We start from the raw sequence: 20674 nt of genomic DNA, 5'->3' as shown, positions 1-20674 counted from the left end.
CAGCTCCCGGGGCGTTATTCATCAAAGCCATTATTATACTGCATTAAATAAGAATATTATTATTTATCTGTCACCCGTTGTTTATTTGCACCGTTATTAATTGCTTAATATTAAATATTGTTTAATAATAGGGGTGGAAACGCAGTATGGTTTGATAAATAGAAAGGGGAATTAAAATGCTTCATCATCCAGAACCACGATCCGGCGAGGTCGTGGTTAGTAAAAAATATAAATACTTGATGGTTTTTCTCTGTATGTTGACTCAGGCGATTCCGTATGAAGTAGCACAGACTATTCAGCCCTTATTCGTTCACCCAATCGTTAATACCTTTCACTTCACACTTGCTTCGTACACCCTGATCTTCACCTTCGGGGCGGTCGCCGCTTCGTTTACCTCCCCCTTTATCGGGAAAGGATTAGAGAAGTTCAACTTTAAGTTAATGTACATTGGCGGGATCGTCCTCTCGGCATTGGCTTACGTCCTTTTCGGGTTCAGCACAAGACTTCCCGAATTTTACGCGGCCGGAATTCTCTGTATGATCGGGTCAACCTTCTATTCCGGCCAGGGGGTCCCATGGGTAATCAACCACTGGTTTCCCTTTGAAGGCCGGGGTGCCGCACTGGGGATCGCCTTTTGCGGCGGCTCAATCGGTAATATCTTCATGCAGCCCGTTACCCAGGCTTTGCTGAGCCGCTATATGACCGGCAACGCGAAAACGGGACACTTAATTTCGATGGCCCCCTTCTTCTACTTTGCAGGATTGCTGTTAGTGGTCGGCCTAATTATTGCCTGCTTTATCCGGACCCCGAAGAAGGGCGAAACCGTGGTTTCAGCGGCTGAAATTAAGGCCAGCAAGGCTTCCGCCGCGAAGAAGAAGGCGAGCGAGTTCCAAGGCTGGACCAGCAAAGAGGTCTTTCGGATGAAGGAATTCTGGATTTTCAGCATCGGCTTCTTGATTATCGGCCTCGGACTGGCCTCGCTCAACGAAGATTACGCCGCCTTCCTTGACACTAAGCTGGCCCTTACCAAGGTCGGCCTGATTGGGTCGATGTTCGGCGTGGGCGGCCTGATTGGAAACATTACCGGTGGGATGCTCTTTGACAAATTCGGCACGGCGAAGTCAATGGCGTATGCCGGCGTGATGTATGTCCTCGCTATTTTAATGATGATTATTATCAGTTTCCTTCCCTTTGGCAACCGGATGAACATGATTGCCGGCTGCGGCTACGCCATCTTCACCGGCTTGGCGGTTTTCAGCTATATGTCTGGACCGGCTTTCATGGCCAAGGACCTCTTTGGTGCCAAGGAACAGGGGGTTATGCTGGGGTATGTCGGCCTAGCCTACGCAATCGGCTTTGCGGTCGGGGCCCCGCTCTTCGGCATGATCCGGGACAACACCAGCTTTACGGTGGCGTGGTCCGTCATGCTGGTCTTTGTCGTCATCGGCTTCCTGCTCTTGGTTTCTGCCGCCATCAGGATTAAGCACCGGCAAAAGGTACTTATTAATAATGGTCACTAATTCTCACTTATAAAGGAGGAAGTTAAATTGACTAACTCATCACCTGCTAACCAGTCCACCCGGACGGTCAGCAACGTTTATAAGTATTTCATGGTCTTCCTGTGTATGCTGACGCAGGCCATTCCATATGGCATTGCCCAAAACATTCAGCCATTATTCATTCACCCGCTCGTCAACACCTTTCACTTTACCCTGGCTTCCTACACCCTGATCTTTACCTTTGGGGCGGTTGCCGCTTCCATCGCCTCACCGTTTATTGGTAAGGGGCTGCAGAAGTTCAACTTTCGGCTAATGTACCTGATCGGGGTTGGCCTATCGGCAATTGCCTACGTGATCTTCGGCTTGAGCACCAAGCTTCCTGGCTTTTACACCGCGGCGATTGTCTGCATGATCGGTTCCACCTTCTTCTCTGGTCAGGGGGTACCATGGGTAATTAACCACTGGTTCCCACTAAAGGGCCGGGGCGCCGCACTGGGGGTCGCCTTTTGCGGCGGCTCGATTGGTAATATCTTCCTGCAGCCGATAACGCAGGAAGTCCTCAAGCACTACATGACGGGGAATACCAAAACCGGGCACTTGCTCTCGATGGCTCCCTTCTTCTACTTCGCCGTTGCACTGCTGGTTACCGGAGTCATCATTGCCTGCTTCATCCGGACACCAAAAGACAACGAAGAAGTGGTTTCCGCAGCTGAAGTGAAGGCTGGCAAAGCGGCCGCGGCCGCAAAAAAGGCCACGGAATTTCAGGGCTGGACCGGCAAAGAGGTGCTTAAAATGAAGGAATTCTGGGTCTTCAGCCTAGGCTTCTTGATTATCGGCCTCGGCTTAGCCTCATTGAATGAAGACTACGCCGCCTTTCTCGACACCAAGCTCTCACTAACCGAAGTCGGTCTGATCGGGTCAATGTACGGAATCGGTTGCTTAATCGGCAATATTTCCGGCGGCATCCTGTTTGACAGACTGGGCACGGCCAAGTCGATGGCATATGCCGGCGTGATGTACGTCCTCTCAATTGCCATGATGATTTTCGTTAGCCACCAGCCATACGGGGCCCACCCAAGCAAGGTTGCCGGAATCGCCTACGCAATTTTCTGCGGCTTGGCGGTCTTCAGCTATATGTCGGGACCGGCCTTTATGGCCAAGGACCTCTTTGGCTCACGCGAGCAGGGGGTCATGCTGGGGTATATCGGGCTTGCCTACGCCATCGGTTATGCCATCGGCGCGCCGCTCTTCGGCATCATTAAGGGAGCCGCCAGCTTTACCGTTGCCTGGTACTTTATGATGGCGTTCGTCATCATTGGCTTTATCCTCCTGGTCTTTGCCGTGGTCCGGATCAAGCGTTACCAGAAACGGTACATTGCTCGTCACCAAGAAAATAATTAATGGAGGTTGTTAATATGTGTACAGGTTTAAGATTCACTGATCCAGAAGGAAACTTATATTTCGGTCGGAACCTCGACGTGGGAATCGATTACGGCAAGAAACTGATTATTACACCGCGCAACTACCCGCTTCCTTACAAATTCTTAAATGATCGAACAACTAAGAAGGCAACAATCGGCATGGGAATCGTAATGGACGATTACCCGCTCTACTTCGATTGCTGCAACGAAGACGGCCTGTGTATTGCCGGCTTAAACTTCCCCCACTACGCCCACTTCAGCGCTGGTCCCGTTGATGATAAGACCAACCTGGCCCCCTATGAATTAATGATGTGGGTTACTCAAGAATTCACTTCAGTGGCGGAAGTCAAAACAGCCCTGCAGGACGTCAACCTGGTCAATCAGGCCCTCGTCGACTCCCTCCCGGTAGCGCCACTCCACTGGCTCATCAGCGACCAGCATGAGGCAATCGTACTCGAGCAGTCACAGCAATATGGCTTGCGCGTATTTGACAACCGGCTGGGGGTATTGACCAACAGTCCGGATTTTGCTTGGCAGATGACCAACCTGTGTAACTACACCGGCTTAACCCCGCACGACGCGCAACCGCAAACCTGGACGAAGCAGGACCTGATCCCGCTTGGCGTTGGCACCGGCAGCCTGGGCCTGCCTGGCGACAGTATCCCGGCATCACGCTTTGTCAAAGCAGCGTACCTCAACGCCAACTACCCGGCCGTCGAGGGTGAAACCGCCAACGTAGCAAAGTTCTTCAACATTCTCAAGGCGGTCGCAATGGTCAAGGGCAGCGTAGTTAACGTTAAGGGCAAGTATGAATATACCGTTTATACCGCCTGCTACTCTGCTAAGAGCAAGACTTACTACTACAACCTTTACAATGACTTCAACCTGCACCGTTGTCAGCTGACTGCGGACAACGTCAATGGCAAGCAGTTGATTGTTAAAGAGGCCTAAAAGCAGCAAAACGTTCTGAGCGTGATCTTCTCACGTTCAGAACGTTTTCTTTAGCTGTGGTAAGCAAAAGCTGGCCGACACGTTACCGTGTCGGCCAGTTTTAACGTATTTAGTATTTACCGCTTCTCGTTTAATCAACGCCGCCCATCAGGCCGTGGATCTTCTTAACGAAGAACATCAGGATTACCCCGAAGACGATACTTACCAGACCAATCGTCAGGAAGTATGGCACTTCCGTTGATGATGAGTAGTACTTAACGATCTGCGCGTTCACAGCTTGACCAGCTGCGTCGGCTAAGAACCACATACTCATCATTTGGGACTTAAAGGCGTTTGGTGCCAACCGGGTCGTTACCGCCAGGCCAATTGGCGAAATCAGCATTTCACCAATTTCCACGATGAACCAGGAACCAACCAGCCAGAACGGTGATACCCGTCCGGCAGTCGTCCCGTGGATCAGTGCTGGCAGCGCCATGAAGGCGTATGACAGACCGGCAAAGACCAGCCCGGCCGCAAACTTACCAGGAGCACTTGGCTGGTTCTTCCAGTGGTCCCAGAGGGAAACGAACACTGGCGTCAGAATCATGATAAACAGTGGGTTCAGCGTCTGGAAGTTGGCCGCTGCAAAGTGCCAGCTCCCGATGTGCAGAACCGTCCGCTGTTCGGCGAAGAGGGCCAGGACAACGGAACCGGATTCTTCAATCGCCCAGAAGATTACGGCTGCGATAAACAGCGGAATGTAGGCCACCACCCGGGACTTTTCCGTCTTGGTAACCTTCTTGGAGTTCAGCATCATTACGAAGTACCAAATCGGCAGGGCAATCGCGACGATAGTAATCAGCGTGATAATGTTGGTGATGTTCAGCTGCCCCATCGCGGCCAGCAGGCCCAGGATGATGACAACCGCTACTACCCCGACAATGGTCCAGATAATTACCGGCCGTAAATCGTCCTTTTCAATCGGATCTTCTGGGTACAGGCTGTCCTTTGAGAGGTACTTGCGACCCCCAATTACGTACTGAACCAGGCCGAAGAACATCCCGATTGCGGTAAGTGAGAACCCAGCGTGGAAGTTCATTTCCCCGTGGAAGAGGTTCAGGCCAAAGCCGTTAGCAGCCCACGGAACCGCCCAGGGAGCAACCGCGGCCCCCAAGTTAATCCCGAAGACAAACATACTAAAACCAGAATCCCGCCGCTGGTCTTCGGGGCTGTACAGGCCCCCAACCATTTCAGAAACGTTTGGCTTCAATAGCCCAGTCCCGACAACGATCAACGCAATCGATACGTAGAGGGCTGAAATGCCGAACGGTAAGGATAGGGCAATGTGCCCGAACATGATCAGGACACCACCGATGAAGACGGTCCGCCGTGAACCCCAAACACGGTCAGAGAGCCAACCACCAACAACTCCGGATAGGTAAACCAGTGAGCCGTAGATTGACATGATGGAGGCCGCAGTGGTTTGGTTCATTCCTAAACCACCCTTGGTCACCGCATAGTACATGTAGAACAGCAGGATGGCACGCATCCCGTAGTAACTAAACCGTTCCCACATTTCTGTGAAGAACAGGGTTGATAGTCCCCGCGGCTGACCGAAGAAGGCCGTATCCGCGTTTCTTTCCTTATTCATATAATTCCTCCAAACAATCATTTAAATAATGAAGTGAAGCGTTCGATACTCATTCCCAAAATTAAAAATATCTTTTAAAATTTCAGAATATATTAATTATAAACACCTCATTTTGGTCAGTCAATTAAAAAATAAGAATTTAATGAGATAAAGTGTGATTTAACGGGACTATTCCACCTTTAGGCTTTAATTTTTAAACCAACTGTGTGGTTATTATTATTTAAATTAATCTTATTGGCGTCGATCGGCAGTTTTGAGCACCGCTTTGATTATTTTATTAAGCGCTAGTGTTATTGTCGCGGACAAAAGTGAGGTAAACACCTACTAAGGCCGCCAACAGGTAAAGCAAGCTCAAAAAGAAAATGGCGTTCCCCGCGGTCCGCCAAGCGCCGGGACCAAAGAAGCCCCAGCAAAACATACTAAAGCCGAGGGCAATCAACCCGGGGGATAAGACCATCCCCGCCCGGTGCAGTTGGGCGGCTGACCCTGCACCACCGGCAAACTGCTGGAGCCAGGTCAAGAGGTTTAGCCACTTGCCGCGGAGAAACTGCAACCCGATTGCCATGAAGACAATACAAAGTGATAACGATACGATATCCATCAATTCAACCTTCCTTCCATAAAAAAGGAGCGGAACCAGCTCCACTCCCGTAAACGCTGTGTTGCGCAAGCTACCGATTGGCCAGCCGGCGACTGCGCTTTTGCTTTTTAGTAATAAACTACCCGCGCGCTTGTGCCAAATAACGTTCAGCCTCGTCAGAACTCAAATCATAGGCTGACATCAACTGCTTAACAATCACAGTGTGGCTTAGTTTGAGGTCAAGCAGCATCTTGGCCGCCGCAATGATTGACTGTTGTTTCCCTTGTTCCAATCCTTGCTGTATGCCCTGTTTCTTACCCTCTGCCAGACCAATCGCCATACCATCACTGCGGGCGTCCATTAAGTCCAGTTCGTATTTCATGTAATTACGCCGCCTTTCTGGATCCTCCTTGATTCGCTTCATTTCCCCAGTGATCTGCTCCACAAGCGGGTCGCCTGCCGCAATCTGGTTGTGCATCAGCTTGAGGAAACCTTCTATCCCTATCTTATCATGAAAGGCACTGGCCCGGGCATTAAAAACTACTAGCTGCTGGCCGGTCCCCGCGGTCAAGTTCGGCTGGTCAACACAGCGCCACTCAAACCGGTACTCTGGACGGTCCTGACCGTAATAGTCAAAATCACAGAAGAAAATTACGTAGGTCGGGTAGCCCGCTAATTTTTCATAGTTGTCTCCCGGTCCTAGAATGCTGTGGTCAACCTGCTCTAGGTAGTAACGGAGCCGGTACTGGAGATTTTGCCGGTTGGCAACCTGCATCTCCACAATGTACGTCCGCTGCTGGTCATCGCGAATGTAGACGTCAAAACGGACCACCCGCGCGTCCAAGGGCGTATTAACCTGCTTTTGCACCGTCACCCGCTGGACCCGGTCAATCGCCAGCTCTGGAAAAATCCGCCGGAGCAGTTCCCGGCAAATCGCATTATTCTCCATCACCATCGAAAACATCCGGTCGTTGGCAATCGTCAGCTCTTCCCACTGCTGAGCCAGTCTTGTTAGTTCGTGTTCACGGTTCATTTTCTCGCCTCCCCCACTTAATAAATACGGAAGGCCGATAGAATAGCACCAAACATAAAAAAGCCGTCACACGGTGTGGTGCAACGACATTTACATAATCTTCCGCTCAACTACAACTGCTTAGCCTTATCAACCGGGACGTTCTGCGTCACGGTCTGGTCGAACCAGTAGTCGACGGCGTTCCCGTTGCCGGCCGGGTCATCGGTCCACCGGCTCAGCACTGCCAAGCGGTGCCCATTCAGCGCTGGCTGAACCTTAAACTGCACGTTAAAGCCGGCCTGGCCCGCGTTGTAGACCGCCGGGAAGGCCCGGGCAACGTCGGGGCGGGCGCTCTTATCCGCCGCTACTTCCGTCCGTGCGACCTCCCTGCCGGTCGTTTGATCAAAGAGGATCACATAGTGGTACGGCCGGCCCAGTGACCGCCCCGTCGCGTGCCAGCCAGCGGCCCGGACGGTGTTCCCTACGACGGTCAAGCCGTCTAGGTTCGCACGGTTCGTGGTGTCGCGCACCAGCATTTCCGGGGCGAACCAGTAATCTACGTAGTCGTGGTTGGCGTCCCGACCGGTGCTCCACCGGCTGATCACCCGGATTGGCTGGTCACCCATCTCTGGTACTAGCTGAAGATCCACGTTAAAACCGGCCTGGCCCGCCGTTACGATTCCCGGAAAGGCCCGGGTCAGGTCCGGCCGGCTGGTCAGCTGGCTGGTCGTATACCGTACCAGTTCGCGGCCGGTTTGGGCGTTCAAGATAATTAATGTGTGGTAGGGCCGCCCGATTGCCTGGTTGGTCGCGTGCCAGCCAGCAATGTGGAGCTTGCCGTTTTGCACGCTGACGTTATCCAGGTAGCCCTGGTTGCGGTGGTCGCTCAGCAGCTGTTGCGGCGCAAACCAGTAGTCCACGTAGTCGCGGTTGGAATCGGCCGTGCTGGAGTAGCGGCTGATAAATTGAATGTTGTCCGTGACCATCACCGGCAAAAGCGGCACATCGACACTAAAGCCGGCGCGGTCCGCCCCCAGAATCGTCGGGTAGGCCTTGACCAGGTCCGGCCGGGCTACCGGAGCAAGGTTTGCAATCCGGGTGAGTTCCCGGCCCTGGCTGGCGTCCCAGACAATCAGTGTATGGTAGTTCTTGCCGAGCGCCTGGTTGGTCGCGTGCCAGCCGTTGACCCGGAAGTGACCGTTGACGTACTGAACGCTGTCAATCCAGGCGTGGTTGCCGTGGTCGGCGTTGATCCGACTGAACCAGTGGTCAATCCGCTGGCCCTCACCGCTAATAAAGTCACTGGAGTAACGGGCAATAATGGTCAGGTCATCACCCGCGGCAGCCAGCGGGATCAGGATGTCCTGGTCGAAGCCGGACTGCAGACTGCCGTAAACGTTCCGATAGGCCGCCTGGACATCGGGCCGGTTGACCGGGTTAATCGCCACCCGCGTAATTTCATGGCCGCGGGTATTGTCAAAGACGATCAGCCAGCCGTATGGCATTAACGACGAGGCACCGCTGACGTGCCAGCCGGCAACGTGAACTGCTGCTTCGGTCGCGGAGGTCTGGCGAAGCGAATAGCCATCCAGGTTGCCATAATTCTCCTGGTAGTCCTGGGTATTTGGGGTGTAGGGCTGGTAAAGGCGGATTGGCTGGCTAACCTGAGTTTGCAGGATATAGCCCTGCAAATTAGGGTCGTTTTGCATATTCACCAGTCCACGTGAAGACAGCCGGATCTGGTAATCGCCCGCCGTCGTCGGCTGGGCAACTACCTGGCCGTTCTGGTCGGTAACCTGCAAGTCGCCAAGCTGGGGGTGGTAGGTGTAGACCAGCGTTTCCGCGTCATAGACACCAACGGTGAAGTTCCGCGGGTTCTGTACCAGGTTGGCAGCCAGGTGGGTTGGCCCATTAATCTTGCTAGTCGTCTGGGGCAGCACTTGATTAGCCGGAACCGCAGCACTGCTGCTGCCAGCTAACCGGCTAGCGGTAACGGCCGCCGGGGCACCGGTCCCCTCCAAATCATCGCCGCTTGCCGTTGGCGCCGGGGTCACAACCGCCGAAGGATTATCAACGGCTCTAGTTTGGCTGACCACCGGCGCGGAACTACTATCAGCGGCGGCCGAAGTCGTTGTCAGCAGGAAACCGGCAAAAGCAACCAGGGTCGCGGTCACCCAGAGCTTCCCCGCCTTATATATTTTTTTACGTTCTTTCATTCTGAATGTTTGCTCCCAATCTCTAATCTAAACTCACAAGGGTCATTATATGGGGAAACGGCTTAAAATACCACTTTTTTGTCCCGACCAGCCCACAGTGGCCACTTATTATTCTGATTATCAAACTAATTCAATCATTCACATTATCTATCTTGTGTTAAACTAAACCATGTAAAGGATTTATTTATATTAATAGTTGATAAATCAATCTTATTACTGGGGGAGTTAAAGATTATGAATAATAAGACCTTTCAATCGGAAAGTACAAAACAGCGCTTTGCACTTCGCAAGCTCTCGGTCGGGGTCGTGTCCGTATTAGTTGGGCTGACCTTCATCTCCGGGAATGCCAAGTCTGCGAAGGCCGACGCCAATTCGCAGGCAGCCGGTTCACCGGTCACAGAAGACAGCAGCAATTCGCCACAAGCGGCGGCCACTACTGCTCTGCAGACTAAGCAGAGCGTCAGTCTCAGCACGCCGCACGCAGCAACGCCAGTTCAAGCACCGGCTAAGCAAGCACCAGCGGCCAGTTCCACGGCCGCGGCAGACACTCACGACCGGCAAGCGCCAGCCAGCCAAGCGGTTAATCAAGTGAATACCAATCTCCGGGCCCAGGCTGCCACCGTCACGCCTGGCCAAGCGGGGACAACTACCGCACCTACTGACAGCACGGCGAGCCAGTACAACACGGGTGACTGGGTAGGAGAACTCAACCAGGCGACCCATGAATTTACGCTGACTAAGTACCAGGGCAGCGACCAGACGAACGTCCACATTCCAAACACCAGCGACTTTATCAAGGCCGGGGTGATTGCGTCAGGAGACAAGGTCTACATCAGCAAGGACCTGCTCCACTCCCTTGCTGGCAATGCCGTTAGCCTGACGATCGATGACGCTGGCGCGGAAGGCGAAAATAAGCTCTACATCAAAGGTGACATCAGCGGGACTTTCTCTTGGTGCTCAAAGCTCACGAACCTGGACGCCCACAGTCTCGACACGAGTGGCGCGACGAGCACGGTCGGGATGTTTAGCGGGGACACCACCCTCAAGGTGGCTAACCTAGCCGGCTGGGACCTCCGGAACGTTACTGCCATGGGCTGGATGTTTGACCGCACCCAGAATAATATGCAAAAGCTTATCCTGGATAATTGGCAGCTCAACCCGGACGCGGATACCCAGCAGATGTTCAGCTACGCCTTTCCAAAAGAAGTATCGGTAACCGGGATGAAAAATATCAATAGCCAAATTCTCGGTGCTTACGTCAACTCCTTCCGGATCACCAGTACACTGACTTCGATTGACCTGAGTTCCACCACCCTTAGTCCCAAGGTCCAAAGCCTGATGTTTGCCTTCCGCAACCTCAGCCACGTCAAAAGTATCAACCTCAGTGGCTGGGACATCAGCCAGGTAACAGACCTTAATTCGATGTTTATCAACGACACAGCCGTCGAATCAATCAACCTGAACGGCTGGGACTTCCGCAATGCTAAGGGCTTAGGGGGCGCAATGTTCTATGGTTGTAATAACCTGAAGACCCTCGATTTGGGGAACGCGAAGTTTGCGGACCTGCCCAACGTTACCAACAACGATGCCTTTGGTTATGTTTCCAATATCACCAAGGTTAACCTGGATGGTGCCGAAAACGTGCCCTCCTACCTCCTGCAGGAATTTGTCGTTGCCGCGCGGAATAGTCACGCCGCAACGATTGACTTAAGCACGTTCAGCATTTCTCGCCAAATTACAAATATGTTCGGCCTCTTTGCCAACCTGCCAGCGGTGGAAACGATTAACGTCACCAACCTGAACACGGACAACGTCACCAATATGAGCTACATGTTTAGCAACGACCCGCATTTAACCCAGATTGTCGGCTTAAATGCGCTCAATACCAGCAAGGTTACCAATATGGCGGGGATGCTTGCCCAAAATCCCGGCCTGACCAACGTAGACCTCAGCGGCCTGGACACCACCAAGCTTACTGACATCAGCCACTTGTTTGACGGCGACCAAAACCTCGCGAAGCTGAACTTGAGCGGGTGGGTCTTCCAGGAAGGAATCAAGGATGATGCTGTCTTCCAAAACGCACTCGGCAAGCTGACCGCCCTCGACTTAACCAATGCTAAGACGGTCCCCGCCGCGGTCCTGAATGCGTACGTTGCCGTCGCCCGGAACACTAAGGCGAAGGACATCGACCTCAGTACGTTCAGCACATCCCGCCAAATCACAAATATGTTCGGCCTCTTTGCCAACCTGCCAGTGGTGGAAACGATCAACGTCACCAACCTGAACACGGACAACGTCACCAACATGAGCTACATGTTTAGCAACGACCCGCATTTAACTAAGATTATCGGCTTAAATACGCTCAACACCAGTAAGGTCACCAATATGGCGGGGATGCTTGCCCAGAATCCCAGTCTGGCCAACGTGGACCTCAGCGGCCTGGACACCACCAAGCTTACTGACATCAGCCACTTGTTTGACGGCGACCAGAACCTCGCAAAGCTGAACTTGAGCGGGTGGGTCTTCCAAGAAGGAATCAAGGATGACGATACCTTTCAAAAAGCACTCGACAAACTGACTGCCCTCGACTTAACCAATACTAAGACAATCCCCGCCGCGGTCCTGCGTGCGTACGTTGCCGTCGCCCGAAACACTAAGGCAAAGGACATCGACCTTAGCACGCTCAGCATTTCTCGCCAAATCACAGATATGTCCGGCCTCTTTGCCGACCTGCCGGCGGTGGAAACAATTAACGTCGCCAACCTGAACACGGGCAACGTCACCGATATGAGCTATATGTTTAATAACGATCCGCAGTTAACCCAGATTATCGGTGTCGGCGGCTTTGACACCCACAACGTTACGAACATGAACAGTATGTTTGGCGCCTACCATTACAATACCGTCAACAATGATGAGCCCTTGGGCCTAACCTACTTTGGGCGACTCAAAGAGCTCGACCTATCGAACTGGGACACCAGCAAGGTTACGGATATGGGCTTCATGTTTTCCGGTCAGCAGTCGCTAACCAAGATCGGTCAACTCGCTAACTGGCAGACTTCCCAGGTTACGGATATGGGCGATATGTTTGAAGCCCTTGCCGCTCTGCCGGATGACCAATTGACTAACTTAAATTGGGATACAAGCAAGGTCGAGAATATGTGGTCAATGTTCTATGACATGCCCCTGCAAAAGGACCTGTCCTTCGTTAATAATTGGAATACTGCCAACGTTCGCAACATGAGCTATATGTTCGCTGAGGACCCGAATTTGACGCGCCTCGACCTGTCCAAGTGGGACGTCGGCAAGGTCGGCACCGACCAGCCCGGCCAAAATTATAGTTTGGCCGCGATGTTTGCCGACGATCGGGCCCTAACGTCGGTCGGCGATATTTCCCACTGGAATACCGCCAATGTCCATGACACCCGTTATATGTTCGGCAACACTGCCAGCCTGTCCAACCTTGACTTAAGTGGTTGGGACACCAGCAACCTTGAAATCGCCGGCCATATGTTTGAGCGGTCAGGAGTTAAGGAAGTCAACCTGAGCAACTGGGACTTCCACAACCTCAAGCACTATAACAATTATGGCCTGGTGGATCACGACGGGGAATTCCGCGGCACCGAGTGGATGTTCATCAACCTGCTTAATAAGTGTGTCATCACGATGAATAACATTAGCCTGCCGGATGATGACAACGCCTTTTCGATCATTGACTTTGCCGGTACCAAGCCGATTGTGGTCCTTGCCAATGGTCAGGACGGCCAGGCCCTACCGGAACTGGCCGCGCTGAACCAGCAGACCTGGAAGCCTTGGAATGTCGAAAATGAGCAAGAGATTACCGGTCGGCAGAATTCAAACGTCCTGACCCTGGTCAAGGCAGCGGACCCGACGGTGAAGGTCGGCGAACGCAAGCTGAACTTTGTCTTCACTAACCAGGCTGACCTGGAAAACTACCTGAATGCCCAGCTCGCAGCCAGTCAGGTCAGGAGCGCCATCGGTTCGTTCGGCCAGCAGTGGGACCAGCAGGGTGATACCAGCAACGGCCGGTTGAAGGCCAGTCTGCGCCTGTACCCGGCCGCTGGCGATAACTTCCTGGCGGATTGGGTAACGCCGGAGTACCAGCTGAATACCGCCAAACCGGTTACGCCGACTACGCCGGATAATCCGGGAACCACCACGGGTAATAAGCCGGGGATGCCTGGCCGCGGTGGAGCAGGCACGGGATTAAATAACCCGCGGCTGCCGGGCCGGGAAAGCGCCCACCAAGCCGGCATGAACCGCCATGCTACGGCTGCCCTCCCGCAAACGGGTAACCGGGATAACCGGAGTGCCCTCCTCGGACTGTTGGCACTGCCGTTCTTGGCACTAGGCGCCCTCGTTAACCGGCGGCACGAAAAGTAATATTTAAGCAGTAAACATCCCTAATCGGCTATTGTGTCGATTGGGGATGTTTTTATCTTTCAAAAAGGGCCTGCGGCAAAACATGGTTTTGTCACAGGCCCTTTTTACTAACTCCGGCAGTCAGACTCGAACTGACGACAACCTGATTAACAGTCAGGTGCTCTACCAACTGAGCTATGCCGGAATAACTTTAACACAGTAATTATACCGAAGGAGGGCCGGCGCCGTCAAGGGGCTTTTCGCCCGTTACTACTTCTGGGCGTCGCATGAGATCCGACCGCCACGTCACTATTCATTGACACCACTATAACTCCAATAACGACTAAGCCACGGAAACTTCCGCGACCTAGCCGTTATCTCTATGTTTAATATTGCTTAAGACAAATCGTCGGCACTAGCCCACAAGGGAAGCGACTCGTTCCCGCCGCCATTCGGCCAGCTCAACCGTCTGGCGCATCAGCATGGCGACCGTCAGCGGGCCCACGCCCCCAGGAACCGGGGTAATCAGCCGCGCCAGGGAGGCAACGCCGGCGAAATCAACGTCGCCGACCAGCTTGCCAGATGGCAGGCGGTTGATCCCTACGTCTATTACCACCGCCCCGGCCTTAACGTCCCCCGCTTTAACCAGGCCGGGGACCCCGGCGGCAACAATTAGGATGTCCGCCTGCCGGGTCAGTGTGGCCCGTTTCTTGGTATGCCGGCCAACAAAGGTCACCGTCGCGTTCTGATTATTCAGCAGCGCCAGGAGCGGTTTGCCAACCAGGAGGCTCCGCCCAACAATGACCACGTTGGCCCCCGCCAGCGGCACCTGGTACTGCTTTAATAGCGTCATGATCCCCCGGGGCGTACAGGCGACCGGGTAGTGACCGCCCTGTTTGGCATATAGCCGTCCCAGGTTGAGCGGGTGAAGGCCATCGGCGTCCTTTGCCGGGTCAATTGCGTTAACAATTTCCTCACCATTAAGCTGGGCCGGGAGGGGCGCCTGTACCAGGATGGCGTCTACACTGTCATCACGATTTAATTTCCGAACCTGCTGTAAGACGGTTGCCTGGTCGACATCAGCCGGGAAATGGTACCGGGTCGAAGCGATGCCCAGCTTCTGTGCTAGACGGTGCTTAGTGCGGGTATAAATTTGACTAGCCGGGTCATCACCGACTACAATCACCGCAATCCCCGGTGTAAGCTGGTGCGCCTTTAATGCTGCAACCTGCTGGCGGGTTTTTGCATTTATTTCCCGGGCAATTTTTTTACCATCAATAATCATCACATCACCCCCTAGCAGCTGACCTGGAGAAGGGCGCCGATGTTTTGCTCAACCTGGCGGGCGGTGTCCGCCTGGTTCATCGTGTACAGGTGGATTCCGGCAACGTCGTTGGTCACCAGGTCGACAATTTGGTCAATCGCGTAGCTAATTCCCGCCTGCTTCAAAGCCTCAGGATGGTCATGATACTTGGCCAGGATGTCCTTAAACTTCTCCGGAACCGCCACCGCGCTGGTCCGCAAAATCCGGTTTGCCTGCCGTTCGTTGATGATTGGCATAATGCCAGCAATAATCGGCACGTCAATTCCGGCAATGGCACACAGTTCACGAAAACGGTAGTAGCAGCGGTTATCTAAGAAGAGCTGGGTAATAATCTGGTCACACCCTGCGTCCACCTTCAGCTTTAAATGCTGCAGCTCGGCCACCATATCCAGCGACTCCGGGTGCTTTTCCGGGTAACAGGCGCCCGTAATTTGAAAATCAGGGTAATTCTGCCGGATATAGGCAATTAAGTCACTGGCGTGGGGGAAGTCGTCCTTTTTGGCTAACCCAGGGCGTTCGTCCCCACGCAGCACCAGCACCCGGCCAACGTGGCGTTCTCGTAACTGCGCCATGATTCGGTCGACATCAGTGCGGCTAAGGTACCAAGCCGGGAGGTGGGCCATCGCCGGTACGTGACAGCAATTTTCAACGTAATCGGCAACCCTGACCGTCTCCTGGGCCAGGCGGGCCGCTTTGCTGCTGCAAGTGACACTGATGAACGACGGGGCAAGGCCCTGCAGGGCGGCGAGCACCTGGTTCAGATGGTTAATGCCGACCGCGGAGTTCGGTGGGAAGACTTCGTACGATAAACTGGTCATCTAATCACCCTCCCCTAACTGCCTGCGGACTGCCCGCGTCGCCGCAAGCACGTTGGTTAAACTAGCCTTGGTTTCTTCCACGCCTCGGGTCTTGAGCCCACAGTCGGGATTGATCCAGACCTTCGGCGCGGCAATTTTTGCCAGGATCCGTTTAATTGTCGTCTGTACCTCGTCAACTGACGGGATTCGCGGTGAGTGAATATCGTAAACGCCGGGACCGACTTCGGTTTCAAAGTGTTGCTTCTTCAGCGCATCGAGGATTTCTAGGTTGGAGCGCGATGCTTCAAAGGAGATCACGTCAGCATCCATGGCGTCGATTGCCGGGATAATGTCGGTAAATTCGCTGTAACACATATGGGTATGAATCTGGGTTTCCGGCTGGACCTTGCTGTGGACCAAGCGGAAGGCCGGGATGGCCCAGTCGAGGTATTCGGAATACCAGTCGGACTTTCGCAGGGGCAGCTTCTCGCGCAGGGCCGCCTCATCGATCTGGATGATCTTAATTCCGTTGGCTTCCAGGTCGAGGACCTCTTCCTGGATTGCCAGGGCTAGCTGGAGGGTCGCTTCCTTCAGGCTGATGTCTTCGCGGGGGAAGGACCAGTTCAGGATCGTCACCGGCCCCGTCAGCATCCCCTTGACCAGCTTCTTGGTTTGGCTCTGGGCGTACTTAGACCACTTAATGGTAATCGGCTGCTGGCGTTTAACGTCACCCCAGATGATTGGCGGCTTCACGCAGCGGGTCCCGTATGATTGAACCCAAGCGTTCTTGGAAAAGAGGTAGCCGGAGAGGCGCTGGCCGAAGTATTCGACCATGTCGTTGCGTTCAAATTCCCCGTGTACCAGGACGTCCAGGCCGACCTGCTCTTGCCACTTTAGCCACTCGTCAATTTTCCCCTTAATAAAGGCGTCATACTGTTCCTGGCTAATTTCGTGCCGGCGGAACTGGCGCCGGACCTGACGGACTTCCTTGGTCTGCGGGAAGGACCCGATCGTCGTGGTTGGCAAAAGCGGCAGCTGGAACGCCGCTTTTTGGAGCTGTTCACGGACCGGCCGGGCGGGTTGGCGAATAAAGTCCGCATCTTTTAAGTTGGCAATCCGGTCGTGGAGTGCGGCGTCCTCCTGCACCCGTGGGTGGGCAAATAGCGCTTGGTTGGCGTGCAGCTGCTCGGCGCCGCGACCATCGTAAATCGCCGCGAGGTCTTGGAGCTCCGCCAGCTTTTCCTTGGCAAAGGCGAAGTGCTTCTTGACGTCCGGTGCAAAGTCTTCGTTTTCAACCGTCAGCGGGACGTGGAGCAGGGAACAAGAAGTGTTCACCACGATTTGCTGGGCCCCGGCCGCTTTGAGCTGGGCCAGGCTTTGGTCGTAGTGGTTGCGCCAGATGTTTTTCCCGTTAACCACCCCGGCAAAAAGGACCTTGTCGGCGGGAAAACCACGGCTGACCAACTGCTGGGTTTGTTTCCCCTCCACAAAGTCCAAGCCGAGCCCATCAAACGGCAGCTTGACCAGGTCGTCATACACATCCCGAACGTCACCAAAATAGGTCTGCAAGAGGACCTTTAATTTCCCCTTGGCGGCCAGCAGCGGCCGGTAGAGGTCGTTAAATAGCTGCCGGTCTTCAGCAGTCAGGTCCTTAACCAGCGCTGGCTCGTCAAGCTGGATCCAGTGGGCACCCTGCGTGATGAGCTTGGTGAAAACCGCTTGGTAGGCCGTCACGGCGTCCTTCACAAAGTCGCTGGCAGCCGCATTTTGGTACTCACTCAGCTTTAACAGGGTAAAGGGACCAAGCAGGACTGGCCGGGTAATGATTCCCAATTCCTTGGCCTCCGCAAACTCGGCAAAGATCTTGTCCCCGGTCAGCTTGAAGCGGGTATCCTGGTTAAGCTGGGGCACCAGGTAGTGGTAGTTGGTGTTAAACCACTTCTTCATTGGCCAGGCTAAGACATTGCCCTCCCGGCCCTGGTAACCCCGTGCCAGGGCGAAGTACTTATCCAATTCGGAAAATGGCAGGTCCTGGACATTCTGGGGAACCAGGTTAAATAAAAAGGCGGCATCTAAGGTCTGGTCATAGTAAGAAAAGTCATTGCTGGGGATTTCGCTGATGCCCGCCTGGCGGAGCAGCTCCCAGTTGTGGCGCCGCAGCCGCTTTGCCGTCGCCCGTAATTCTTCCTGGTCAATTACGTTTTTAAAGTATTTCTCGGTAGCAAATTTCAGTTCACGCTTCTCGCCAATCCGGGGGAAGCCGATAATTGTGGTGGTTGTCATCATTCAGTCATCTCTTTCGTTTTTTATTTGTCTAATAATCTACCATGAATATTCGCTATTGAATAACTGTTAAAGATTTGAACCCGATATAGGGAAAGACTATAATGCTAATAAAAAAGGGGATGGCTCTGATGCGGATTAAGCAATTGGAATACTTAGAGGCGGTGATTGAAACTGGCTCAATCAATGAGGCGGCGAAACGACTCTACCTCACCCAGCCCAGCCTCTCAAGCGCGATTAAGGACCTGGAGAAGGAGATGGGCATCACCATTTTGCAACGGAGCAATTCCGGCGTCCGGCTGACCGCTGACGGCCGCGAATTTATGAACTACGCCAAGCAGATCTTAGACCAGGTCCGCCTGCTCGATGACCGCTTCAAAAAACAGCAGCCCCTCCACCAGTCCTTTGCGGTTTCGGCCCAGCACTACGCCTTTGTGGTCAACGCCTTCGTGGAACTCATCAAGGAGATCAACTCACCAAGCTATAAGTTCACCCTGCGGGAAACCGAAACGGAAAATATCTTTAACGACCTGCGCACGTTTAAAAGCGAACTGGGCGTGCTCTACATCAATAACTTTAACCGCCGGATCATCAGCAAACTGCTAACGGAAAACGGCTTGGAGTTCACGCCGCTTTTTACGGCCCGGCCGCACGTCTTTTTGAGCCGCTATAACCCCTTGGCCAAGCGTCACTCGATCAGCCTTGCCGACCTGACCGAGCTGCCCTACCTGTCCTTTGAGCAGGGGGAGAACAACTCCTTTTACTTCTCCGAAGAAATCCAGTCGACCCTCAGCCATAAGAAGGAAATTAAGGTTAGCGACCGGGCAACCATCTTTAACCTAATGGTCGGTTTGAACGGCTACACTATTAGTTCGGGAATCATCAGCAGCAAGCTCAACGACGACAAGATTGTCGCGATTCCCCTGGAGTTGGATGATCCGATTACGCTAGGGATTGTCCAGCACCAGCACACAATCACCAGCCAGCTGGGCCAGGAATACATCCAATTGCTAAAGAACCACATTCGCGATTACGGTTTCCCGATTATTGGCGAAGACGAATAAAAAGGGCGCGTAAACCACCGGAAATTGGTAGTTCACGCGCTCCTAATCGTTAAAAGGCCGGTTGCCATTAACGGCAGCCGGTCTTTGTGTTTAATATGAAATTGATAAGGCTACTTCGCCAGTGCTTTCTTTAAGGCCGCCAGTGCCTGGTCATAATCCGGCTCGTCAGTCAGTTCAGCAACGATTTCCCGGTAGACAACCTTCCCCGCTGCGTCAAGGATCCAGACTGACCGGGCCAGGAAGCCCTCGTCCGGGATCAACAGCTTGGATTCGTAGCCAAACGACTCTTCGCTATCGGAAACGAGTTGCATATTCTTGACGCCTTCAGCCGCACACCACTTTTGCTGGTCCGCCGTGGTATTGGTCGAAATTGTCAAAAAGTTGACGTCTGTAAACTGGTCCATGGTTGAATTAAAGCGCTTGGTCTGGAGACTGCAGACCGGGGTATTAATGTCGGGGACAACGCTCAGCAGGGTCACCTTGCCCAGCAGCTCCTTCATCTTAACCTTGTGACCGTCCTTGTCAAAAACCTTGAAATGCGGAAAATCATCGCCAACCGCGGGCGGGTTACCGACCAACTGCCGCTGTTCACCATTGATTGTGATTTCCATCCGTATCAGCTTCCTTTCTCAATCGAATTATGTCCAGTATAACAAACTTCGCCTAGAAAGCAGTAATGAATTAAAAAACTGGATAACTCCCCTTCATCAGGAATTATCCAGTCCATATAAATTAGTGCCAACTAGAGGAATCGAACCTCCGACCTTCTCTTTACGAGGGAGATGCTCTACCGACTGAGCTAAGTTGGCATGACCTATCACAAGTCAACGTTAATTATTATATCATGATGCCTTCACCTTGAAAACACCTATTTTGCTTTTATTTTAGAAATAAATTCCAGGAAATTCTTCCCCCACAGCCACTCAAAATAGCGAACTGTCTTTTCCGCGTCCATAAACTCATTATCAAAGGTGCTACTAGCGCCATGCACCATTAGCACTCGATAGCCCAGTCCATGGGCCATTTTGACCGTTGCGTCGACACAGTATTCGGTCTGCGCGCCGCAAATTTCTAGTTCATCAACCTGGCGCTGGCTGAGAAGCTCTTGCAGGCTGGTGTGATAAAAGGCGTTGGGGTGCGTTTTGTCGACATAGAGATCCCCTTCCCACCGTTTCAGCTCTGGTACTAGCTGCCAGGAACCAGTTTTCTTAATTAAGTTTACATTTTGATGTTGGATAAAGATGACCGGCCAGCCCTGGGCATGGTAGTGGTTAATCCGCTGATTGATTAGCTGGACCAACTCTGGTAGCTGCCACGGTTCCCGGCCGGCTTGCAAACCCCATTTTGCATATCAATTACTAGTAAGGCCCTCACTGTATGTCCCCCCAATCGTAAAAAAGCCGCCAACAGTACGTTGACGACTTTCTCATAATAACTCCGGCAGTCAGACTCGAACTGACGACAACCTGATTAACAGTCAGGTGCTCTACCAACTGAGCTATGCCGGAATAACC

Annotated in this window: 14 protein-coding genes and 3 tRNA genes; 5 read left to right on the top strand and 12 right to left on the bottom strand. The window is 53.2% G+C overall.

All coding sequences use genetic code 11. From position 1 onward, the window contains the following. Window positions 1-176 precede the first annotated feature (176 nt). From HMPREF0494_RS07615 to bsh, 3 genes are all read left to right on the top strand, one after another. Window positions 177-1520, top strand: a complete 1344-nt coding sequence (locus HMPREF0494_RS07615) for a conjugated bile salt MFS transporter (protein WP_007124373.1) — start codon at window positions 177-179, stop codon at window positions 1518-1520. A 90-nt stretch (window positions 1521-1610) separates the two neighbouring features. Continuing rightward, on the top strand, window positions 1611-2900 hold the full coding sequence (locus tag HMPREF0494_RS07610) for a conjugated bile salt MFS transporter (protein ID WP_007124372.1): 1290 nt from the start codon (window positions 1611-1613) through the stop codon (window positions 2898-2900). A 14-nt stretch (window positions 2901-2914) separates the two neighbouring features. Then, window positions 2915-3871: a choloylglycine hydrolase gene (gene bsh, locus HMPREF0494_RS07605; protein WP_040458946.1), complete on the top strand. Its 957-nt coding sequence runs from the start codon at window positions 2915-2917 to the stop codon at window positions 3869-3871. 130 nt (window positions 3872-4001) lie between these two features. On the opposite strand, the gene HMPREF0494_RS07600 is transcribed toward bsh, so the two are convergent. The 4 genes from HMPREF0494_RS07600 to HMPREF0494_RS07585 form a co-directional block, all read right to left on the bottom strand. Further along, on the bottom strand, window positions 4002-5501 hold the full coding sequence (locus tag HMPREF0494_RS07600; RefSeq protein WP_040458945.1) for a peptide MFS transporter: 1500 nt from the start codon (window positions 5499-5501) through the stop codon (window positions 4002-4004). Between the two features lie 277 nt (window positions 5502-5778). Then, window positions 5779-6102, bottom strand: a complete 324-nt coding sequence (locus HMPREF0494_RS07595; protein ID WP_040458944.1) for a hypothetical protein — start codon at window positions 6100-6102, stop codon at window positions 5779-5781. Between the two features lie 118 nt (window positions 6103-6220). Further along, window positions 6221-7114, bottom strand: a complete 894-nt coding sequence (locus HMPREF0494_RS07590; RefSeq protein ID WP_007124368.1) for an Rpn family recombination-promoting nuclease/putative transposase — start codon at window positions 7112-7114, stop codon at window positions 6221-6223. 110 nt (window positions 7115-7224) lie between these two features. Beyond that, the gene (locus HMPREF0494_RS07585) at window positions 7225-9309 is read right to left on the bottom strand and encodes a KxYKxGKxW signal peptide domain-containing protein (protein ID WP_007124367.1); all 2085 of its coding nucleotides are present in this window, start codon (window positions 9307-9309) and stop codon (window positions 7225-7227) included. 234 nt (window positions 9310-9543) lie between these two features. Here HMPREF0494_RS07585 and HMPREF0494_RS11010 point away from each other — a divergent pair, with 234 nt between their 5' ends. Continuing rightward, on the top strand, window positions 9544-13713 hold the full coding sequence (locus HMPREF0494_RS11010; RefSeq protein ID WP_007124366.1) for a BspA family leucine-rich repeat surface protein: 4170 nt from the start codon (window positions 9544-9546) through the stop codon (window positions 13711-13713). A gap of 111 nt (window positions 13714-13824) precedes the next feature. On the opposite strand, the gene HMPREF0494_RS07570 is transcribed toward HMPREF0494_RS11010, so the two are convergent. The 4 genes from HMPREF0494_RS07570 to metE form a co-directional block, all read right to left on the bottom strand. Further along, window positions 13825-13897, bottom strand: a tRNA-Asn gene (locus HMPREF0494_RS07570). Between the two features lie 210 nt (window positions 13898-14107). Continuing rightward, complete coding sequence (locus HMPREF0494_RS07565; protein WP_007124365.1) at window positions 14108-14977, bottom strand: bifunctional methylenetetrahydrofolate dehydrogenase/methenyltetrahydrofolate cyclohydrolase; 870 nt, start codon at window positions 14975-14977, stop codon at window positions 14108-14110. Between the two features lie 11 nt (window positions 14978-14988). Then, window positions 14989-15834, bottom strand: coding sequence for a methylenetetrahydrofolate reductase [NAD(P)H] (gene metF / locus HMPREF0494_RS07560; RefSeq protein WP_007124364.1), 846 nt, complete (start codon window positions 15832-15834; stop codon window positions 14989-14991). After that, window positions 15835-18099 (bottom strand): 5-methyltetrahydropteroyltriglutamate--homocysteine S-methyltransferase, encoded by a 2265-nt coding sequence (metE, locus tag HMPREF0494_RS07555; protein ID WP_007124363.1) that lies wholly within the window; start codon window positions 18097-18099, stop codon window positions 15835-15837. It lies immediately after the preceding gene. Window positions 18100-18227: 128 nt separating this feature from the next. Between metE and HMPREF0494_RS07550 the strand changes: the two genes are divergently transcribed. Next, the gene (locus tag HMPREF0494_RS07550) at window positions 18228-19160 is read left to right on the top strand and encodes a LysR family transcriptional regulator (RefSeq protein ID WP_040458943.1); all 933 of its coding nucleotides are present in this window, start codon (window positions 18228-18230) and stop codon (window positions 19158-19160) included. A 110-nt stretch (window positions 19161-19270) separates the two neighbouring features. Here the strand turns inward: HMPREF0494_RS07550 and tpx are convergent, their stop codons facing one another. From tpx to HMPREF0494_RS07530, 4 genes are all read right to left on the bottom strand, one after another. Continuing rightward, window positions 19271-19771: a thiol peroxidase gene (gene tpx / locus HMPREF0494_RS07545; RefSeq protein WP_007124361.1), complete on the bottom strand. Its 501-nt coding sequence runs from the start codon at window positions 19769-19771 to the stop codon at window positions 19271-19273. A 125-nt stretch (window positions 19772-19896) separates the two neighbouring features. After that, window positions 19897-19969, bottom strand: a tRNA-Thr gene (locus HMPREF0494_RS07540). 59 nt (window positions 19970-20028) lie between these two features. Then, a complete protein-coding gene (locus HMPREF0494_RS07535) occupies window positions 20029-20460 on the bottom strand; it encodes a cysteine hydrolase family protein (RefSeq protein ID WP_235803846.1) in 432 nt (143 codons plus the stop codon). Between the two features lie 135 nt (window positions 20461-20595). Beyond that, window positions 20596-20668 (bottom strand) — tRNA-Asn (locus tag HMPREF0494_RS07530). Window positions 20669-20674: the final 6 nt, after the last annotated feature.

The sequence above is a fragment of the Limosilactobacillus antri DSM 16041 genome (assembly GCF_000160835.1).
GTDB classification, from domain to species: domain Bacteria; phylum Bacillota; class Bacilli; order Lactobacillales; family Lactobacillaceae; genus Limosilactobacillus; species Limosilactobacillus antri.
The sequence above is the reverse complement of the archived record's forward strand: the minus strand, read 5'-3'. Positions and strand labels throughout refer to the sequence as shown.